The organism is Vibrio sp. V09_P4A23P171 (assembly GCF_963875615.1).
Classification (GTDB): Bacteria; Pseudomonadota; Gammaproteobacteria; order Enterobacterales; family Vibrionaceae; genus Vibrio; species Vibrio anguillarum.
The window spans coordinates 272,629-293,252 of the sequence record NZ_CAWNMR010000011.1; the positions used below are offsets into that span (position 1 = coordinate 272,629).

The 20,624-nt window shown below is 46.4% G+C and carries 19 protein-coding genes; 4 read left to right on the top strand and 15 right to left on the bottom strand.

Annotation, left to right across the window (positions count from 1 at the left end; genetic code table 11):
- Positions 1-77: 77 nt before the first annotated feature.
- On the bottom strand, positions 78-2,300 hold the full coding sequence (relA, locus tag AACT23_RS05475; RefSeq protein WP_017046490.1) for a GTP diphosphokinase: 2,223 nt from the start codon (positions 2,298-2,300) through the stop codon (positions 78-80).
- 63 nt (positions 2,301-2,363) lie between these two features.
- Entirely contained in the window at positions 2,364-3,686 is a 1,323-nt protein-coding gene (gene rlmD / locus AACT23_RS05480) for a 23S rRNA (uracil(1939)-C(5))-methyltransferase RlmD (RefSeq protein WP_094129888.1), read from the bottom strand.
- 183 nt (positions 3,687-3,869) lie between these two features.
- Here rlmD and barA point away from each other — a divergent pair, with 183 nt between their 5' ends.
- Positions 3,870-6,650: a two-component sensor histidine kinase BarA gene (gene barA, locus AACT23_RS05485; RefSeq protein ID WP_094124176.1), complete on the top strand. Its 2,781-nt coding sequence runs from the start codon at positions 3,870-3,872 to the stop codon at positions 6,648-6,650.
- Between the two features lie 93 nt (positions 6,651-6,743).
- Here the strand turns inward: barA and acpS are convergent, their stop codons facing one another.
- The 11 genes from acpS to rpoE form a co-directional block, all read right to left on the bottom strand.
- The gene (gene acpS, locus AACT23_RS05490) at positions 6,744-7,124 is read right to left on the bottom strand and encodes a holo-ACP synthase (RefSeq protein WP_017042685.1); all 381 of its coding nucleotides are present in this window, start codon (positions 7,122-7,124) and stop codon (positions 6,744-6,746) included.
- A gap of 9 nt (positions 7,125-7,133) precedes the next feature.
- Positions 7,134-7,865, bottom strand: a complete 732-nt coding sequence (pdxJ, locus tag AACT23_RS05495; RefSeq protein WP_013856034.1) for a pyridoxine 5'-phosphate synthase — start codon at positions 7,863-7,865, stop codon at positions 7,134-7,136.
- A complete protein-coding gene (recO, locus tag AACT23_RS05500; RefSeq protein WP_026027280.1) occupies positions 7,862-8,590 on the bottom strand; it encodes a DNA repair protein RecO in 729 nt (242 codons plus the stop codon). Before recO ends, pdxJ begins: the two co-directional genes overlap by 4 nt.
- A 47-nt stretch (positions 8,591-8,637) precedes the next feature.
- Positions 8,638-9,612: a GTPase Era gene (gene era, locus AACT23_RS05505; protein WP_094129891.1), complete on the bottom strand. Its 975-nt coding sequence runs from the start codon at positions 9,610-9,612 to the stop codon at positions 8,638-8,640.
- Positions 9,605-10,282 (bottom strand): ribonuclease III, encoded by a 678-nt coding sequence (gene rnc, locus AACT23_RS05510; protein ID WP_010319803.1) that lies wholly within the window; start codon positions 10,280-10,282, stop codon positions 9,605-9,607. The genes era and rnc overlap by 8 nt, the downstream gene beginning before the upstream one ends.
- 36 nt (positions 10,283-10,318) lie before the next feature.
- Positions 10,319-11,215 (bottom strand): signal peptidase I, encoded by an 897-nt coding sequence (gene lepB, locus AACT23_RS05515; protein ID WP_013856032.1) that lies wholly within the window; start codon positions 11,213-11,215, stop codon positions 10,319-10,321.
- A gap of 91 nt (positions 11,216-11,306) precedes the next feature.
- Positions 11,307-13,100, bottom strand: coding sequence for a translation elongation factor 4 (gene lepA, locus AACT23_RS05520; protein WP_026027281.1), 1,794 nt, complete (start codon positions 13,098-13,100; stop codon positions 11,307-11,309).
- Between the two features lie 112 nt (positions 13,101-13,212).
- Positions 13,213-13,683: a SoxR reducing system RseC family protein gene (locus AACT23_RS05525; protein WP_017046485.1), complete on the bottom strand. Its 471-nt coding sequence runs from the start codon at positions 13,681-13,683 to the stop codon at positions 13,213-13,215.
- Positions 13,680-14,660 (bottom strand): sigma-E factor regulatory protein RseB, encoded by a 981-nt coding sequence (rseB, locus tag AACT23_RS05530; protein WP_019283333.1) that lies wholly within the window; start codon positions 14,658-14,660, stop codon positions 13,680-13,682. The genes AACT23_RS05525 and rseB overlap by 4 nt, the downstream gene beginning before the upstream one ends.
- Positions 14,657-15,280: a sigma-E factor negative regulatory protein gene (locus AACT23_RS05535; RefSeq protein WP_017046484.1), complete on the bottom strand. Its 624-nt coding sequence runs from the start codon at positions 15,278-15,280 to the stop codon at positions 14,657-14,659. The genes rseB and AACT23_RS05535 overlap by 4 nt, the downstream gene beginning before the upstream one ends.
- A gap of 34 nt (positions 15,281-15,314) precedes the next feature.
- The gene (gene rpoE / locus AACT23_RS05540) at positions 15,315-15,887 is read right to left on the bottom strand and encodes an RNA polymerase sigma factor RpoE (protein WP_026027282.1); all 573 of its coding nucleotides are present in this window, start codon (positions 15,885-15,887) and stop codon (positions 15,315-15,317) included.
- A gap of 405 nt (positions 15,888-16,292) precedes the next feature.
- Between rpoE and nadB the strand changes: the two genes are divergently transcribed.
- A complete protein-coding gene (nadB, locus tag AACT23_RS05545) occupies positions 16,293-17,900 on the top strand; it encodes an L-aspartate oxidase (RefSeq protein WP_017046483.1) in 1,608 nt (535 codons plus the stop codon).
- Between the two features lie 54 nt (positions 17,901-17,954).
- Here the strand turns inward: nadB and AACT23_RS05550 are convergent, their stop codons facing one another.
- Complete coding sequence (locus AACT23_RS05550; RefSeq protein ID WP_338141143.1) at positions 17,955-18,428, bottom strand: protein YgfX; 474 nt, start codon at positions 18,426-18,428, stop codon at positions 17,955-17,957.
- Positions 18,352-18,612: an FAD assembly factor SdhE gene (locus tag AACT23_RS05555; protein WP_010319812.1), complete on the bottom strand. Its 261-nt coding sequence runs from the start codon at positions 18,610-18,612 to the stop codon at positions 18,352-18,354. The genes AACT23_RS05550 and AACT23_RS05555 overlap by 77 nt, the downstream gene beginning before the upstream one ends.
- Before the next feature lie 147 nt (positions 18,613-18,759).
- Between AACT23_RS05555 and ygfZ the strand changes: the two genes are divergently transcribed.
- On the top strand, positions 18,760-19,731 hold the full coding sequence (gene ygfZ, locus AACT23_RS05560) for a tRNA-modifying protein YgfZ (protein WP_017048690.1): 972 nt from the start codon (positions 18,760-18,762) through the stop codon (positions 19,729-19,731).
- A 638-nt stretch (positions 19,732-20,369) separates the two neighbouring features.
- Positions 20,370-20,576: a DUF1107 domain-containing protein gene (locus AACT23_RS05565; RefSeq protein WP_010319814.1), complete on the top strand. Its 207-nt coding sequence runs from the start codon at positions 20,370-20,372 to the stop codon at positions 20,574-20,576.
- Positions 20,577-20,624: the final 48 nt, after the last annotated feature.

The following is a 20,624-nucleotide window of genomic DNA, read 5'->3' on the forward strand; positions in this document are numbered from 1 at the left end:
CCTTTGAAAACCCAAGGCGCTTGCGTCGCGATTTAATTGCGATTTACGCCAATAAGAGTGTTACTGTGATATGAAATTTAGCCTAGGCGTTTCACCAACATTACATCTTTGATCTGCTCTACTCGCATTGATACTCGTGACAGCGCTTCGATGTTGCTCACTTCAAGATCAAAATCCATGATGATCAACTGTCTTTTGTAGTCGCTACGACTTTTCATGCTGATGACTTTCACTTTCTCATTCGCAAGCAGGGTAGTAATGTCTTTGAGTAACCCACCTCGCTCCATCGCTTCAACGCGCAAAGTCAAAATATAGGTTCCAACAAACCCGCGCCCCCAAACGGTATCAATGATGCGTTCAGGTGCGTGATGGCTCAGCTCTTCTAGCTGTTCACAGTCACTGCGATGGACTGAAATACCACGCCCTTGAGTAATGTAACCTTTGATCTCATCACCCGGGATAGGTTGGCAACAGCGCGCTAGGTGTGTCATGAGGTTATCTACCCCTTCCACTACAACGGCATCTTTGTGCGCTCGATGTGGCTGAGCTGGACGAGTTTGCGCATCTTGCAATTTTTGCAGTGCTTGTTGATCTTCTTGCTCAGCGGTCGGCTTATTCACCAAAGCATTGATGTGATTGACGATTTGGTTGATTCGCAAATCACCACTGCCAATGCCGACGTACAGCTCGTCAGGCGTATTGACGTTAAAACGTTTGAGCGCGTATTTATCGGCATCTTTTAGCGTAGCGCCGATTTTAGCTAATTCTGACTCGAGGATCTCTCGTCCGGCTTCAAGGTTTTTCTCGCGGCCTTGTTTACGGAACCAAGCGTTAATCTTGGCGCGCGCACGGCCTGAATGAACAAACCCCGTTGCTGGATTTAGCCAATCACGCGACGGATTCGGCTCTTTCTGAGTGATGATTTCGACTTGATCACCCATAGATAATTTATGAGTAAATGGAACAATACGACCCGCGACTTTGGCACCGATGCAGCGATGCCCCACTTCAGAGTGAATATGGTAGGCAAAATCGAGCGGCGTGGCTCCCATGGGTAAATCAACCACATCACCACGAGGTGTAAAGGCGTAAACGCGATCATCAAACACCTGGCTACGCAGCTCGTCGATCATCTCACCCGAATCAGACATCTCTTCTTGCCAATCAAGAAGCTTACGCAACCAAGTAATTTTCTCATCGTAACCGCTGCGGGCAACCGTTGCGCCCTCTTTATATTTCCAGTGCGCAGCAACCCCAAGTTCAGACTCTTCATGCATCTGCTTAGTACGAATTTGAATTTCGATGGTTTTGCCTTCTGGCCCTAAAATCACCGTATGAATGGATTGATAGCCATTCGGTTTCGGATTCGCAACGTAATCATCAAATTCGCTAGGCAGGTGTTTGTATTTGGTATGAACAACGCCCAAGGCGGCGTAACAGTCTTGCAGTTGATCAGCAATAATGCGAACTGCACGCACATCAAACAGTTCATCGAAAGCCAACCCTTTCTTCTGCATTTTGCGCCAGATGCTATAGATGTGTTTCGGACGGCCACTCACTTCGGCATTGATATGAGAAAGCTTCATCTCGGCGCGCAGATCTTCGACAAAATCGTGAATATATTGTTCACGCACGATGCGGCGCTCGGAAAGCTGTTTAGCAATTTGTTTGTAGGTATCGGACTGCTGGTAGCGAAATGCGTAATCTTCAATTTCCCATTTGAGCTGACCAATGCCCAAGCGGTTTGCTAAAGGGGCATAGATATTGGCGCACTCTTTAGCCGCTACACGGCGAATTTCGTCAGGTTCATCTTTTACTTCACGTAAATTACAAATGCGCTCCGCTAATTTGATCACCACGCAACGAAAATCATCTACCATCGCAAGCAGCATGCGGCGAACGTTATCCACCTGCTCTGAAGCTTCACTGCCTTGCAAGGTAACATTTAACTGACCAAGTGCCGCCATCTCTTCGACACCATCAATCAGCTTCACTATGCCTTTACCATAGGTCTCTTCTAATACTTCACGGTCAAAAAGCCCACTACTGACGATAGGAAAGAGCTGAGCCGCGACTAAAGTGGCGCGATCCATCGATAAGGTAATCAGGATTTCGATCATTTCACGGCCGCGCCACAGCAGTAGCGGTCCTTTGGCATGACCTTCTAATAACGTTTCACACTGACGATATACGTCCGTCAGTTTAGAAGCTGTGCTTTTATCTTGATGTAAACTCGCAATCCATTTATCTAGCTCAAACTGTTCGTCTGGATTCAAGTGTGCGCTTCGTACCGCAACCATCTGATTCGTCCTAGTTTTATAGTTTGTGGTATTCGACTAACTTCGACTGAGTTAGTTCTCTGTCTACCGACTTTTTACAAATAGCGCCATCGATTCTAAATGACTGGTGTGTGGAAACATATCCAACATGCCAAGTTTTACCAACTTATAACCTTGGCTGAGTAAACTTTGACTGTCTCTTGCCAGTGTTGCCGGGTTACAAGAAACGTACACCACGCGCTGAGCGCCGAGCTTAGCCAATTGGTCGACAATGCCTGCCGCCCCGGCTCGCGCTGGGTCGAGTAGTACTTTAGCAAATTTTTGCTTTGCCCACGCTTGCGTTGACATATCTTGTTCCAAATTTGCTTGGTAGAACGTGATATTGTCGATTTGATTGCGCTGCGCGTTTTGTGTCGCTTGCTCAACCATCTCATCCACACCTTCAATGCCCACTACCGATTGAGCGTATTGGGCCATCGGCAAACTAAAGTTCCCTACGCCACAAAATAGGTCCAACACTCGGTCATCCTCAGTCAAGGCTAACCATTCCAATGCTTGAGCCACCATTTTTTGGTTTACTTGACGATTGACTTGAATAAAGTTGGAGGGCAAAAATTCGATAACTGATCCGGTTTCACGGTAGCTTGCCATCTCTCCGTGAAGACGTTCGAGCTGATCACTTTCTGGCATCACATACAAAGTGAGATGATGCTGCTGAGCAAACGCCAGCAGCGCCGCGTGATCTTCACTTGGCAGCGGCTGAAGATGGCGCAACACCATCACCGCGCCTTGATCACCCAGCACCAATTCAACATGGCCAATCGCTTGCTGAGATTTAAATTGCGTTAACAGCGCTTGGATAGGTGTAAGTAGCGTGTTGAGTTGTGGTTCTAGCACTGGGCAGTCCGTCACGTTAACGATTTGCTTGCTCTGCTTTTTGCGAAAACCAAATTGCAGCTGTTGCTGCTTCTTGTCCCACAACACGCTGATGCGGGCGCGGCGGCGATAGCCTTTATCAGCGCAACTTATTGCGGGGCTCAATGCCAACGTTTGTCCGGCGAATTTACTCATCAATTGCGAGAGTGTTTGCTCTTTGTGCGCCACTTGCGCACTGTGCTCTAAATGCTGCAGATCGCAACCACCACATTGACCGTAATGGCGACAAAATGGCGTCACGCGTTGTTCACTGGCCGTTAAGACTTTAATCAACTGACCGCGAGAGTATTTACTTTTGCTTTCAGTTAGCTGCATCAGCACTTGCTCACCGGGCAGCGCGCCATCAACAAAAAGCAGTTTATTGTGTTGATAAGCGATACCAGAACCTTGATGATCAAGACGTTCAATCAATACCGTTTGATGTTTTGTTTCTAATTGCGCTTTCTTTTTCGGTTGGAAAAAACGTGCCATGCTCTGTGCCTAAGTAAAATTAAATCGATGTTTTTTGCCCTAGCGTCACTATTTAGTGCGGGGATGATTGTCGAACTTACTCGACTTGATTAAGCTAGCCGTCAATTAAACGATTTTCGTACAGGCTTGCTCATCAAATTGCGGGCTATTTTCCCATATCCACACCACGATGTTTAGACAATAATGACCAGATATGGCTTACGCGCGCGCGTTATTACTTTAACCTTAGCTCCAACCTTAATTATCGGCTTGTTGCTCAGTGCTTTTTTCTCATTCAATCGCTACCATGATCTGGAAAAACAGGTGATCAATGCGGGGGCGAGCATCATCGAGCCCTTGGCCATTGCTAGTGAAGACGCCTTAAAAAACCAAAGCCGTGAGTCGGTACGCCGCATTATCAGCTACGCGCATCGGAAGAACTCTAAATTTGTCCGCAGTATTGCGGTGTTTGACGCCAACCACGAACTGTTTGTTACCTCGAATTTTCACCCTAACTTTGAAAGCTTAACTTATCCAAAAGATAAGCCCATTCCGATTTTAAGCAGCTCAAATCTCACCGAGAACACTTTAATACTGCGCACGCCAATTTTGGCTGAAAACCGTCTAACCGAAGGCATAAATGCCAATACATCAACGCCTGCGCTCGGCTATATCGCGATTGAGTTGGATCTCTCTTCATTGCGTTTACAACAATATCAAGAGGTCTTTTCCGCCTTTTTAGTGCTTGCGCTTGGGCTCGGTTTATCAGGGATGTTCGCATTCCGACTCCTGCACGATGTGACTCGCCCTATCTCACACATGAAAAACATGGTGGATAGAATTCGTCGCGGCCACCTTGATGTGCGGATCGAAGGCAAAATGCACGGTGAGTTAGATTCGCTCAAAAAAGGGATCAACGCGATGGCGGTATCGCTATCGGAATATCACGTCGAAATGCAGCACAGTATCGACCAAGCCACCTCGGATTTGCGAGAAACCTTAGAGCAGTTGGAAATCCAAAACGTTGAATTGGACATTGCCAAAAAACGCGCCCAAGAAGCCGCGCGCATAAAATCAGAATTTCTTGCTAACATGTCCCATGAGTTGCGCACGCCACTTAACGGTGTCATTGGCTTCACCCGCCAAATGCTCAAAACCCAGTTGACGAATAGCCAAGCAGATTACTTACAAACCATTGAAAAATCGGCTAATAACTTATTGAACATCATCAATGACATTTTGGATTTCTCCAAGCTAGAAGCCGGTAAGTTAGCACTGGAAAATATTCCGTTCGAGTTTCAAGAGAGTTTGGAAGAGGTGGTTAACCTCCAAGCGACCAGTGCTCATGAAAAAGGATTGGAAATTACTCTTAAAGTGGATCAAAAAATCCCAGCAGGCTTGGTAGGTGACCCACTTCGTATCCAACAAGTGTTGACCAACCTTGTCGGTAACTCGATTAAGTTCACCGAACGTGGCAACATCGACATCAGTGTTGAATTGCGCTCACAACGCGACAATGTGGTTGAGCTGCAATTTATGGTGCGCGACACCGGCATTGGTATTTCAGAGCGCCAACAAGCACAGCTGTTCCAAGCCTTTAGCCAAGCCGATGCCAGTATTTCTCGTCGCTACGGCGGCACTGGACTTGGTTTGGTTATTACTCAGAAATTGGTCAGCCACATGGGCGGTGAAATTAGCCTCACCAGCCGCCTTCACCAAGGTTCCACCTTCTGGTTTACGCTGCGTCTTAATACCACTGAAATGCCGATGAGCGACTGGCTTGACCCACATATTTTGAGCAATAAACAGCTGTTGCTCGTTGAACCCAATATGCAAGCCGCCTCCATCATTCAGCAAATGTTGGTGCAGGCAGGGTTGAGCGTCACATATCGAGCGGTGATGCCAGAAGAGACGGATCGCTTCGATTATGTATTACTCAATTTAGCCCCAAGTAGAGAGACTGATTTAGATTTGGTTGAGCAGTGGGTCACAAAGGCTATTCAGCTTGCCGACAACGTGATTATCGGTACACCAAGTACCGAGCTCGCACTATCCGATTATTTAATGCAGCATCATCCAGTGCAGTGCATTACCAAGCCACTGTCGCGTAAAAAATTGCTGCAACTGTTAATCGCACACCAACCGGTACAGCCTGCCATTCAAGATCTACCGATCACACTCGATACACTGCCCCTGAAAGTAATGGCGGTGGATGATAACCCTGCCAACCTCAAACTGATCATGGCCCTGCTGCAAGAACGTGTTGAAACCGTCATCGCTTGTACGAATGGCCAAGAAGCGGTCGAACAAGCAAGCCGACAGAAATTTGATATGATTTTGATGGACATCCAAATGCCACAGATGGATGGGGTCACCGCTTGCCAGGAAATTAAGAAAACGGTACTCAATCACCAAACGCCCGTGATTGCGGTAACGGCTCATGCAATGATCGGAGAGCGCGATCGTCTGCTGAAAGAAGGAATGGATGATTACCTCACTAAGCCGATTGAAGAGCACATCTTGCAGCAAGTGTTAGCACACTGGAACCCCTACGCCAACCGTAAACAGTTGGAGAAATTACAACTCACAGAACAAGTTATACCGTCGCCGTCACAGGAAGCTGAGCAGCCTAATCACACCATTATCATTGACTGGCAAAATGCACTCAAACAATCAGCCAACAAGGAAGATTTGGCCAAAGAGCTGCTACAGATGCTAGTTGATTCGATTCCACAGGTGAGCCAAGTCGTCAGCATGGCGTTGGAAGATGATGAATACCCTACCCAAGATCTACTGCACCATATTCATAAACTGCACGGCAGTTGCTCATACAGTGGCGTACCCCGCTTGAAAAAAGTGTGCGCAGCGCTCGAACAGGCATTGCGATCGGGCAAATCCATCAGCGATGTCGAACCGGAGTTATTTGAATTACAAGATGAGATGGACAAAGTGGTCGCTACCGCTAAACCGTATTTAAGCGAATGAGCAATTTAACCCAAGAGACAATTTAACCGAATGAAAAAAGGGGCTTGCCGCTCAGCAGTATTTGCTCGTCAGCAAGCAGAGAAGATTGACAGATTAAGACTCTAAAATCACCGTCGCCACCGCATAATGACGCTCATCAGAAATGGTTAGGTGAATGTGATTCACACCGGCTGTGGCAGCCAACTGCTTAGCCTTACCTGATAGTGTTAGCACGGGTTTTCCGTTGGCGTCGTTGGTGACGGTAAAATCCTGAAAGCTAACGCCATGCGCAATACCCGTACCAAGCGCTTTAGATGCCGCTTCTTTAGCGGCAAAACGTTTCGCTAAATAGCGCCCTTTTTTCTTGAGCGAATGGAACACCGCCAATTCATCTTGGGTTAGCACCCGCTCGGCAAAAGCATCGCCACTGCGTGACAATGCTTTTTCTATGCGTTCAATTTCCGCAATATCAGTCCCTAAGCCGATAATCGCCATCGGTAGACCTTATTTGCGAGCCGCTTGCATGATGGCTTTCATATCGGCGACCGATTTTTCCAAACCATCAAATACAGCACGCCCGATAATCGAGTGCCCAATGTTGAGTTCGTAAATTTCAGGCAGTGCAGCAATGGCAGCTACGTTGTGGTAAGTCAAACCATGACCAGCGTTCACCGTAATGCCCAAATCACTCGCATAGCTCGCAGCCGCCGCAATTTTCTTTAACTCATCTTGCTGATCCGCTTCGGTTGTTGCATCGGCGTAATGACCAGTATGCAATTCAATAAACGGTGCACCGCAAGTTTTAGCTGCGTTAATCTGCTCACGATCAGCATCAATAAACAGAGAGACTTTGATGCCTGCAGCGGTCAGTTTTTCGGTTGCCGCTTTCACTTTGTCAAGCTGTCCTAATACGTCCAGCCCACCTTCCGTCGTTAGTTCTTCACGCTTTTCAGGCACTAAACACACAAATTCAGGCTGAGTTTGCAGAGCAATATCAATCATTTCGTCGGTAACGGCCATCTCGAGGTTCATTCGAGTTTGCAACGTCTCGCGTAAAATACGCACATCGCGATCCTTGATATGGCGTCGGTCTTCACGTAGGTGAATAGTAATGCCATCGGCTCCGGCACGCTCTGCCATTTCAGCAGCATGCACGGGATCTGGGTATTTGGTACCGCGGGCATTTCGTAACGTGGCGATGTGATCGATATTAACGCCTAAGTAAATTGCGCTCATTTTCCTATACTCCGTACTCTGGAAAAACTAGACATGGGCAGGAAAAGCTCCCTGCTTTTTAAAGGTTTGCCGCCAAGATACGGCTTTAACGCTATGCGTGTAAAGCGTTTTGCCGCTTGAAGCTGCTCTTTACTGACAAAGCGCCGCTCACTAATGGCAATCAACTCATCGCCCATAAACGTGAGGTTATCGCGCCTAACAGAAGCGATAAAACCTTTTTGCTCGCGATAGCGATAAGTCATGCGAGGATCGATGGCTTCTCCCGTTCCGGCGCAATGCAAGAAATCAACGCCATAACCCATTGAAGCTAGCAACGCGAGTTCAAAACGGCGCAGTGCTGGTTCTGGATTTTCACACTGAGCTAACTCGGTGAGTGCATGCAGATAATCATGGAACAGACCTGGGCAAGGCACTTCTTGCGCAAGCACGCGGCCAATCAGCTCATTGACGTACATGGCAGAATAGAGATGAATACCACTGAGCGGTAAGCCAAGGCTAATCGGTTCTGCTTGGCGCAAGGTTTTCATTGAACCGTTGCCTGACCATTTGAGCAATAAGGGGGTAAAAGGTTGCAGTGCACCTTTTAAGTTCGATCGTTTACTGCGTGCGCCTTTGGACATTAAGGTGACGCGGCCATACTCCTCGCTAAACACATCAAGGATTAGGCTCGACTCGCTATAAGGACGTCGATGAAGGACAAAACAGCGCTGTAAACCGTCTGACATATCAGCACTCAAAGGTGAGCGATGTTCTCGCCCACCTCGAATAGAGGTTATAGATCGTCAATATAACCAAGGCTACGAAGGGCGCGTTCATCATCTGCCCACCCGGATTTCACTTTCACCCAAGTTTCTAGGTAAACCTTGCGACCAAACAACTCTTCCATGTCTAAACGCGCTTCACGGCCGATGGTTTTGATTTTTTCACCACCTTTGCCGATCACCATTTTTTTCTGGCCGCTGCGTTCAACGAGGATCAACGCGTTGATATGAAAACCATCGGTTTCAGGGTTATAGTCAAAACGTTCAATTTCAACGGTTACTGAATACGGCAGCTCTTCACCAGTAAAGCGCATCAGTTTTTCACGCACAATCTCGGAAGCCATGAAGCGCTGCGAGCGATCAGTCACATACTCTTCAGGGAAGTGATGCGTGGTTTGAGGTAAATGCTCACGCACATGTTTACGCAATACATCGACGTTTTTGCCATGTTTTGCCGCAATCGGCACGACATCAACAAATTCCATTTTCTTCGATAGCTCTAGCATATGCATCATTACATCGTTACGATCTTTCACGTTATCGACTTTATTGACACACAACACTACAGGGAAGTTAGCATTACGTAGTTTGTTGAGCACCATTTCATCATCGGCGGTCCACTGAGTGCCATCGACTAAAAACAGCACTAAGTTAACATCACTGAGTGAACTACTTGCCGCACGGTTCATCAAGCGGTTAATCGCACGCTTTTCTTCAATGTGTAACCCCGGAGTATCAACGTAAATCGCTTGGTACGGCCCCTCTGTATCGACACCCATAATGCGGTGACGAGTGGTTTGAGGCTTGCGCGATGTGATGGATATCTTTTGTCCCAGTAAGTTATTCAGCAGGGTTGATTTCCCGACATTGGGGCGACCCACAATGGCGATAAAACCACAGTGCTGCTCACCACTTTCCGGAGTTGCTTCATTGCTGTTGGTGTTTGATGCGAAGTACGCATCCAAATCAAATTCGTTATCAGCCATTTGTCAGTTGCTCTAGTGCAATTTCAGCCGCCGATTGTTCAGCTTTACGACGACTGGTGCCTTTACCAATTACAGGCGTTCCCATTCCTGCTACATCACACGATACCGTAAATTCTTGGTTGTGTGCTTCACCTTTAATATTAGTCACTGTGTAGATAGGCAGTTGCTTTCTTCTACCTTGCAGAAACTCTTGTAGGCGAGTTTTTGGGTCTTTTTGCGATACGCCCGGCTCAATGGCGTCAAGGCGCTCTTGATACCAGCTCAAAATAATACGTCGTACTACTTCGGTATCGCTGTCTAAATAAATCGCACCAATGATGGCTTCTACGGCATCAGCAAGGATTGAATCACGGCGGAAACCACCACTTTTCAACTCACCTGGACCTAATTTTAAGTAATCTCCTAGGCAAAATTCTCTGCCCAGTTCAGCCAATGTGTGACCACGCACAAGCGTAGCGCGCATACGACTCATATCCCCTTCGTTAATTTTAGGGAAACGGTGGTACAGCTCATCAGCGATGACAAAACTTAAAATTGAATCGCCCAGAAACTCAAGACGTTCATTGTGCTTACCATTTGCACTGCGATGTGTCAGTGCTAAGGAAATAAACTCGGGATCATTAAATGAATAACCGAGTTTAGTTTCTAATTTACTAATTGGAGAATTCATGCTCTCTCGATGTAGTGATGGCTAGCCAAAGCTAGCCTAGTTAATGCCACCAATGCGGTTAAAACGCACACCAGTTGGGATCCACGAAGGTAAAACGCTATCGGCACCACGTTCAAACTCAAAACTTATCCAAATACCGACCGCTTTACCGACTAAGTTTGCTTCTGGAACAAAGCCCCAGTAACGGCTATCAGCACTGTTGTCACGGTTATCACCCATCACAAAATACTGACCTTGAGGAACAACCCATTCATTAACGCCATGGCGTGGCTGATAAGCATCAACACGATCACGACGCAATGGATTGATCAAAATCTGGTGTTCAACCTGACCTAACTTTTCATTCACTTGAATTAAAGGGATGCCATTTTGGTTGAACTCACTCTCTTCAACATTGGACAGTTTGACCTGTTTACATTCTGTTGAACCTTGAGCTTGAATACAAATCTCTTTGTTGCTGCTATAACGAACTGTGTCGCCCGGCATGCCGACCACGCGCTTGATGTAGTCAATGCTTGGTTGCGGCGGGTATTTAAAGACCACGACATCACCACGCTCTGGTTTACCAGTTTCGACCAGTTGAGTACGCCATACTGGGTCTTTCAAACCGTAAGCGTATTTCTCAACTAAGATGAAGTCGCCCACCAGCAACGTTGGCATCATTGAGCCAGATGGAATCTGAAAAGGTTCGTACACAAAAGAGCGTAGCACCAGCACAAAAGCAATCACAGGGAAGATGGAAACACTGTTTTCAATCCACCAAGGTTGCGCGGAAATTTTGGCGCTGAGTTTGTCATCCAAGCCGTTGGTTTGCGCTTCAATAGCGGCCATCTTCTGTTGACGTTTTTTCGCCCACACCAACTTCTCCAGCACCCAAACTATGCCGGTCACTAATGTGACGATCACCAAGATGAGTGAAAATGTATTCGCCATGGAGTTCCCTTATCTAAAAATACGAAAGTGAAAGAGCCGAAACTCTTTCACTTAAATGGTGACTGCTGCATGCATAAGAACAAAGCAATGCTTAATCTTTACCTACGTGCAAAATGGCAAGGAAGGCTTCTTGTGGCAACTCAACATTACCAATTTGCTTCATGCGCTTCTTACCTTCTTTCTGTTTCTTAAGCAGTTTTTTCTTACGGCTAATATCACCACCGTAACATTTCGCCAGTACGTTTTTACGCAGCTGCTTCACGGTTGAACGAGCAATAATGTGGTTACCGATCGCCGCTTGAATCGCAATATCAAACATTTGGCGAGGGATAAACTCTTTCATTTTCTCAACCACTTGACGACCACGCGTTTGCGAATTGTCTTTGTGAGTGATGATGGCTAGCGCATCCACTTTGTCACCATTTAGCAAGATATCCACACGGACCATGCTTGAAGCTTCAAAGCGTTGGAAACCATAATCAAGTGATGCATAACCACGAGAAGTTGACTTCAAGCGGTCAAAGAAATCAAGCACCACTTCGGCCATCGGCACATCATAAGTCAAGGCTACTTGGTTACCGTGATAGACCATATCAACCTGCACGCCACGTTTTTCAACGCACAACATAATGACGTTACCCAAATATTCAGAAGGGGTCAAAATGTTACAACGCGCAATCGGTTCACGAATCTCTTCAATGTCGTTCACCGCAGGCAATTTAGCCGGGCTATCAACATAAAGCATCGTGCCATCGGTCTTCTTCACTTCATAGACTACCGTTGGCGCAGTGGTGATAAGGTCAAGATCGTATTCGCGCTCTAAACGCTCTTGAATAATCTCCATGTGGAGCATACCCAAGAAACCACAACGGAAACCAAAACCAAGGGCGGCCGAACTTTCTGGCTCATAGAATAACGAGGCATCGTTTAGGCTCAGTTTACCTAACGCATCACGAAAGTTTTCGTAATCATCAGAAGAGACAGGGAAAAGCCCCGCATACACCTGCGGTTTCACTTTTTTAAAGCCTGGCAATGCTTTTTCACACGGATCTTTCGCGCTGGTCAGTGTATCACCCACAGGAGCGCCGAGAATGTCTTTAATACCACAAACCACCCAGCCCACTTCACCAGTGTTCAACATGGTTTTGTCGACTTGTTTTGGCGTAAAAATACCTAAACGGTCAATACCCCAAGTTTGGCCTGTGCTCATCACTTTAATCTTGTCATTTTTCTTCAGCGCACCATTTTTCACTCGCACTAAAGAGACAACACCTAAGTAGTTATCAAACCAAGAATCGATGATTAACGCTTGCAGCGGCGCAGCAGGATCGCCCTCAGGAGCCGGAATACCAGAAACGATTTTTTCTAGCACTTCATCCACGCCAAGGCCTGTTTTCGCAGAGCAGCGCACTGCGTCAATAGCATCGATACCGACGATATCTTCAATTTCTTCCGCTACGCGTTCAGGCTCTGCGGCTGGCAAATCAATCTTATTTAGGATTGGGACAACTTCAAGGTCCATTTCAATGGCGGTATAACAGTTAGCCAATGTTTGCGCTTCAACGCCTTGACCAGCATCCACCACCAATAGAGCACCTTCACAGGCGGCTAAAGAACGGGAAACTTCATAAGAAAAGTCAACGTGTCCAGGAGTATCGATAAAGTTGAGCTGGTATGTCTCGCCATCGTTTGCTTTGTAATCGAGCGTCACACTCTGTGCTTTGATGGTGATGCCACGCTCACGCTCAAGGTCCATAGAGTCTAGAACTTGAGATTCCATTTCACGATCACTTAATCCACCACAAACTTGGATCAAACGGTCAGATAGGGTCGACTTACCATGGTCGATGTGGGCGATAATCGAAAAGTTACGAATGTGCTTCATAGATTTGGGATGACTAAACTCTTGAAAAAAGGGACATAAGAAAGCCACATCAAGCGGCGTTTCCATAAAGTTGGCCGATTCTACCCAATTTCGGTAGGGTTCGCATCATAAATTAGGCGATAGGTTCACCAAGGACTCGGACCAAAACCACCTCTTGCTGCGATCGTTTTTCAAGAACCACAGAGCAACGTTTGGCAATTCCGATCCCCAGCGCGATAAAAACAGCGGCCGTGATGATCACGATGCCCTCACCTAAACCGAGCCAAGGGGCCAAGAGGCTCTCACCCAGCCAAGCGCCAAACATCATCATAAAAAGCGGCACCAAATACACTAAGGCTGCCGATTGAAGCAAGCTTTTTTCGGGAAAACCGATTTCAACCGTCTGGCCTTGCTTCACTGGTTTTTTCGTATCGAGTTGCCATAACAGCGCTTTGTTACCAATCGCTTTCGATACGATCCCAGTACCACAGCTTTTGGAGGACGAACAACTGCTGCAACTTGTCTGCTGCTGACAACTGAGTTCAACGTGAAACCCTTTAGCATCAGGTTGAACAGCGGTGACTGTTGCTAACGCCGTCATCATGGTTTGGTTGCCTCTGTTGAGGGCACCGCAGGCTGGACAAACGTCACCGATTGAGCAATGCGCTGCGCCGTTGCCGGTGGAATATCACCGACCACTGAGATTTCATTGTTTCCTTTCACCACACTATGCAGGGTACGGCGGCCTTGACGAACCAGTTGGCCTTTCAGCGAATGGTTGTCACTATCGGAAATATAGACAGAAAAACTAAATAGCCCATCACTGAACATCTGGCTCTCTACCAAACGCTCAGTAATCGCCATACGATAACGGTTAAGCTCTTTGGGTTCAAAGCCTTCAGGTTTCCAACTCACTTGCCAAAAACTTTCCGTGAGGTTGCCTTTCGGTAACGTTAATACCTCGGGTAACTCAACGTCATTTAGCCCTTGCATCGCCTGCGCTAATTTGTCGCTAATGGCGTAAGAGATAGTGCGATATTGCTCAAGCACCTCGCCGTCGCGATCGACTAAATCAGCTCGCAATGGCAAGTTACTGGTCTCATCTACCCACAAAATATAGGAATAGCGTAAGCCATCTTTCGGCACCACTCGCACCACTTGGCAAGCCGTGCCCGCTTCACGTGCACGGCCAACTTTGACGAAATCGTAGTAACGGCCTAATTCAGTGACATTGCTGGTTAGCATCGGAATCGTCGGCGCAACCATAGTGCTTGACTCAATGGTGAACGGTTCTACCCCAGGTTCAATGTAACTCACTTCATTGCCACGGCGAATCACTTCACGGATCGGGCCGCTGAGATAAACGAGATGCGCAAATTGCTGATCGCCTTGACTTGCATGACGATACAGCAGTGGATCGATGCTGTTTTTCTTAATCAGAATGTAAGACAGCTCATAATTTAAATGCTGACTGGCCTCGTTCATTTGAAGCAACAAAGCCTCTGCAGGTTGGTCTTCTGCAAAGGCTAATGTAGAGTTCAAACTGAACAGCGCCAGTGCACTGATCAGGAATTTATTCATTCAACTACCGATTCAAGTACATCGTTATGTGGGCTTGCACTTTCACTGTTCAGGCGAAGTTGCAGCTCGTAGTCTTGCAATAATGCGTTTACGCGGCGACGTTGTTCTTGCACGCGGCTTTCGCTGGTTTGGCGCTCTACTGAATCACGCGTTAAACTAACTGGCTCTGCGCTGCCAGCCAACGGAATGGTTTGCAGTACGGGTAATTGGTCGTTTTGATTCACTCCTGAATCACGGCCACCGTATTGTTGAACACCTAAAATCACCACAAACGACACACACGCAGCAACCGCAACCTGGCCAAATTGGGAAAGCCAAGCCGGTAACTGCCGACGAGCTTGAGCTGGCGTCGGCTGAGACTCACGGCTTGCATCACGAAAATCAATAACCGAAGCAGATTGTAAACGACTGTGTGCGGGTTCGTCATCCAATGCTAGCGCAACGCTCTGTGCAATATCCCACTCAGCTCGGACTGGGGCATCTCCACGCATCACATCACCAACCAAATGGTAATTTTTCCACGTTTGCAAACTTTCTTGGTCGAGCTCTAATTCTTGAATGAGCGCTTTATCGACCATTTCCCCATCCATGAGTGCTGAAAGTCTTTCTTTGTCAGCCATTATTTATTCACCATTTTCGTTACCAGTTTGAGCGCTATAAAAGAGGTTTAATTTTCTTTTCTACCGCTTCACGAGCACGGAAGATGCGAGAACGCACCGTTCCTACAGGACAATCCATGACTTCTGCTATTTCCTCGTAACTTAAACCATCCAGTTCACGCAAGGTCATCGCAGTTTTCAAATCTTCAGGCAACGCTTCTATCGCACCAAAAACGACTCGCTGCAATTCTTTCGACAACGTAATGTTCTCAGGGTTCGATATTTCTTTTAATGCGTTGCCACTTTCGTAATATTCAGCATCTTCAGCATCAACATCGCTAGCGGGCGGTCTACGACTTTGGGCTACAATGTGATTCTTAGCGGTATTAACAGCAATACGGTATAGCCAAGTGTAAAAGGCACTCTCTCCGCGAAAACTTGGGATAGCCCGATACGCTTTGATGAACGCTTCTTGTGCGACATCGGCTACATCTCCGGAATTGCTCACATACCGAGAAATAAGGTTGCAGACTTTATTTTGGTACCTTAAAACCAAAAGGTTAAATGCTTGCTTATCTCCACTCTGAACTCGCTCAATCAATACTTGATCGGTCAGCTGCTCGTTCATTCGAGCCTGTACTCCTATTGTTATTCCCCTTACCTTCTCAGATATGGGCATTCATTATGCAAAATGTAGTATTGACACCACCGCTTACATGAGCACTATTGTGACTCAAGGGAGAATAGAAAGTTCCATTCTGTCTAAAAATATTTGCCAAGCATTATTCAATAAATGTGATCTAATTTCACTATAGGGGATCCCCAATATAGTGAGGGTCGATAAGACGAAAGACAATGGCATTTACAAAGTATTGCATCAAATCTTTCTCTACTGCTATTGGCTTGAAGCCATAGCGATACCGTTAGTGGATAAACCTTGCGGCTGAATCACTTCAAGAGTATAGATACATGCAATGCATATTTAAAATGAGAGTTGGACAACTCTACTCTAGTTCGGGAATTTAAAAGTTTTATGAACGCAAACCGTGAACATCTATGCGATGTATTAGTCGTAGGCAGTGGCGCAGCGGGTTTATCGCTCGCACTACGCGTAGCAAAACACAGTAAAGTCATTGTACTGAGTAAGGGACCACGCAGTGAAGGTGCCACTTATTACGCCCAAGGGGGGATTGCCGCTGTTTTTGACGAATCAGACAGTATTGAGTCACACGTCGAAGACACTCAAATTGCGGGCGCAGGGATCTGTGAAGAGGATACTGTCCGTTTCATCGCCGAGCATGCTAAAGAGTGTGTTCAGTGGCTTATCGATGGCGGCGTTCCTTTTGACAGAGAAGAGAATGACAGTGATGAAGCACCTCGCTATCACTTAACTCGTGAAGGCGGCCATAGTCATCGCCGCATCTTGCACGCGGCTGACGCCACTGGCATGGCAATGCAAACCTCCTTGCAAGACAATGTTCATAATCACCCCAACATTACTATCCTTGAACGTCACAATGCGCTGGATTTAATCACCGAAGATAAAATCGGTGGTGATAAAAAAAGAGTGGTTGGCGCTTATATTTGGAACCGCAATGAGGAACACGTTGAAACGATCCGCGCTAAGTTTGTCGTTTTAGCCACGGGCGGCGCCTCAAAAGTGTATCAATATACCTCTAACCCTGATGTTTCCTCAGGTGATGGTATCGCAATGGCGTGGCGAGCAGGATGCCGAGTGGCGAACCTTGAGTTCAATCAATTCCATCCAACTTGTCTTTTCCACCCTGAAGCACGTAATTTCCTACTGACAGAAGCATTACGTGGCGAAGGCGCTTTTTTAAGACGCCCAGACGGTTCACGATTCATGCTCGATTTTGATGAACGTGCCGAACTGGCTCCTCGTGATATCGTGGCTCGCGCCATCGACTATGAGATGAAGCGTTTAGGTGCTGATTGTATGTATCTGGACATCAGCCACAAACCGGCCGATTTTATTGAAAAACATTTCCCAACCATTTATACACGCTTGATGGATTTGGGCATTGATATGACCAAAGAGCCGATTCCGATTGTTCCTGCGGCGCACTACACTTGTGGTGGCGTTATTGTCAATAAACAAGGTAAAACGGATCTGCATAACCTGTATGCGATCGGCGAAGTTAGCTACACCGGTTTGCACGGTGCTAACCGAATGGCGTCGAACTCTCTATTAGAATGCGTCGTTTATGCCTGGTCAGCGGCAAAGGATATTTTAAAAGGATTACCAACGGCTCAGCTCCCACCAAGCTTACCCGGTTGGGATGAAAGTAAGGTCAATAACTCTGATGAAGAGGTCGTAATCCAACATAACTGGCATGAACTGCGCCTATTTATGTGGGATTACATGGGGATTGTCCGCACAGATAAGCGCTTAGAGCGAGCACTACGCCGCATTCAATTACTGCAACAAGAAACCCACGAATACTATAGTCATTTCCGCGTTTCAAATAACCTGCTTGAGCTGCGTAACTTACTGCAAGTGGCAGAGTTGATGGTGCGTTGTGCTATGCAACGTAAAGAGAGCCGCGGTTTGCACTACACGCTCGATTATCCAGAGTTAGCCGAAAATAGTGGCCCAACGATCCTAACGCCAGACGAGTAACCTCGCCAACGATCATCTGTTAGCGTCAAGTTGACCGAATGAATAAAGGAGCGTTTATCGCTCCTTTATTGTTGGTGATTGGTTATGGGTAACCTGCCGAAGCTGCACCAATAAACGGCGATAATCCGCTTCCACACAACTGTCGCGCCACACTAGATAGCGCTTACCTTGTTGTGCATAAATGATCAACACCATAAACGCAAACTGTGTAGAAACCTTTTCAATGGACAGGTTCTGGTCGGCACATTGCCACTCACCGTGACTCGTGAGCTTGAATTGGCCGATTAAGCTAGGGACTAACAGTGAGGTACTCTTTTGCGCCGTGATAAGAGGTGCGTAAAATAAGGGGAGCGTTACAAGTGGAATGGGCGATATCAATAGTGCCCACACGGCTATCATCAAAAAAATGAAGTTAGTAATGCGGGCAAAATGGGAAGGAAATAATACGAAATTAACGCACTTTGCTGAGGTTGTGAGCAACAATTTTATCCACCATTGCCGCATGCCCAAGATTTTCGCTACGACCATGCCCCATGATCCAAGTAAATAGATCAGGGTCGTCAGACTCAAGTAGGGAAACGAAATCTCGTTGCTCATTTTCATTCAGAGAATCAAAGCACTCTTCAAAGAACGGCATCACAACCACATCGAGCTCTAACATTCCACGACGGCATGCCCACTTGATTCTTGCTTTTTCTTCAGTGGTGTACATCGGTTTTCCTCACCTTATGTTTATTTGCGTTGAGTGTATCAACTGGATGAAGATACAACTAGTAGATGAGTCACAGTCCCTGTTCAAGCTGACAAAAAAAAATTTCCGGATTAACATGGGGCTCAAGATTCTCTTTAGGTAACGACTATGGACTGGCAAAACACATTGACACCTCTCGCAGTAACCGCCAATGGCTCACTTCCACCACTGATGCTGACTCATCTTGCATCCTGGGGCGCTATCATCATTTCAGGCAATGATAAAAAAGCCTATTTGCAAGGCCAAGTGACCTGTAATGTCGTCACTCTTGAACCAACACAGTCAACCTTAGGTGCCCATTGTGATGCGAAAGGCAAAGTGTGGTCGGTCTTTCGCCTGTTCCACCATCACGATGGTTATGCGATGTTCCAGCCTTTATCAGCAATAGAAGCTGAATTAAGAGAGCTGAAAAAATACGCTATTTTTTCTAAGGTCAATATCAGCCAGAGCCAAGACGTCGCACTGGGTGTTATGGGCGAACAAGCTGAGCAATATATCAACACATTAACGGCAGATGAAGGTGAGGTGCGTTTGATTGACGGTGGTAGCGCCATCAAAATTTCATCCCAACGTTGGCTATTACTTGTTTCAGAGCAAACCGCGCAACAGCTCATGACGCAAAGTGAAGCACTGAAAGTCACCGAGGAAACGTGGACTCGCTTTGATATCGAAGAAGCAGTCCCCGTCCTTGGTCAAGCGGATCAAAATGAGCACATACCGCAAGCCGTTAATCTTCAGGCCTTTAATGGTATCAGCTTTAATAAAGGGTGTTATACAGGTCAAGAAACCGTCGCTCGTGCTAAATATCGAGGTATTAATAAACGTGCAATGTACATCCTTCAAGGCAATATTGAGCAACCGCTAAGTAATGATCAACCAATCATGATCGAACGCTCAGTTGGAGAAAACTGGCGTAGTGCTGGGCAATTAATGGTTCACTACACGTTTGCTGATAATACCGCTATCGGTTTAGTAGTCTTACCAAACAATCTCGAGCCAGAAACTGAGTTTCGTCTTGCAAGCCAACCAAACACTCGTTGGTTTATGCAAGCTCTCCCCTACTCTCTTACTGACGAATAAGCTTCTTCCTCATATTGACCATGCGCCTCTTTACGAGGCGTATGCTTTCTAACACTCGCCTATCTCGAATAAATTTCAGGAAAAAGAATGCAATAATGTAATCCATTACATTGGCACGTGATCGCTCTCTAAATCACACAACATTAGGGATGAATTTTTAGTCATTATTGAAACATAAATAGTCATCAGGTTTATTTTGACGTACTCTAACAATGCTGGTCAGGACAAACGAGAAGTTGCCCTGACCAGCAAAAAAGTGAATCCACTGATTGTTTCAGGACATCCACTTTTTGTGTAATGCATCTGTGACTATTCGCCCGCCTATTATTTAAGCGGGCTTTTTTTTAGGCTATTCTTAACCAAAATTCAACACTTTCCATAAACAGCAGCTATTCTTTAAAGTGTAATATTTGTCGTGCTTAATATGCACCAAGTGAATGGTGCACTGAGCATTTTTTGTTAGCACTATTTTGAGGAGATAATCACGCAAACATGGGTATTTATCCAACATTTTGCCTACGGCAGCACAAATATCCAAAAGAGTCACCAATAACTGCATATTCCTCTATGGCAATCACACTATTAGAGGCGCAATTTATTTATAATTTGCAGTGTTAGAATAACAGAAGGATCGAAGTATGAGACTGTTTAAGCGCTATACGCCAGGTATGATAGCTAAACACGTAAGTCGGCTTTTTAAAGGAAGAATCTATATTTACGGGGTTGGAAAATTTGAATTCGATAATGGCAAACTGATCTTGCCAGAGCGCGCAGACAAGCGCCACTTTCAGACGGTGAAGGAAGTGAATCAGGAAATCATGAGACTACGCTGCGCCTACGCATAATACGAGTTTCATTAAAGAATTTTAAAAGGGTTGGCCATAAGCCAGCCC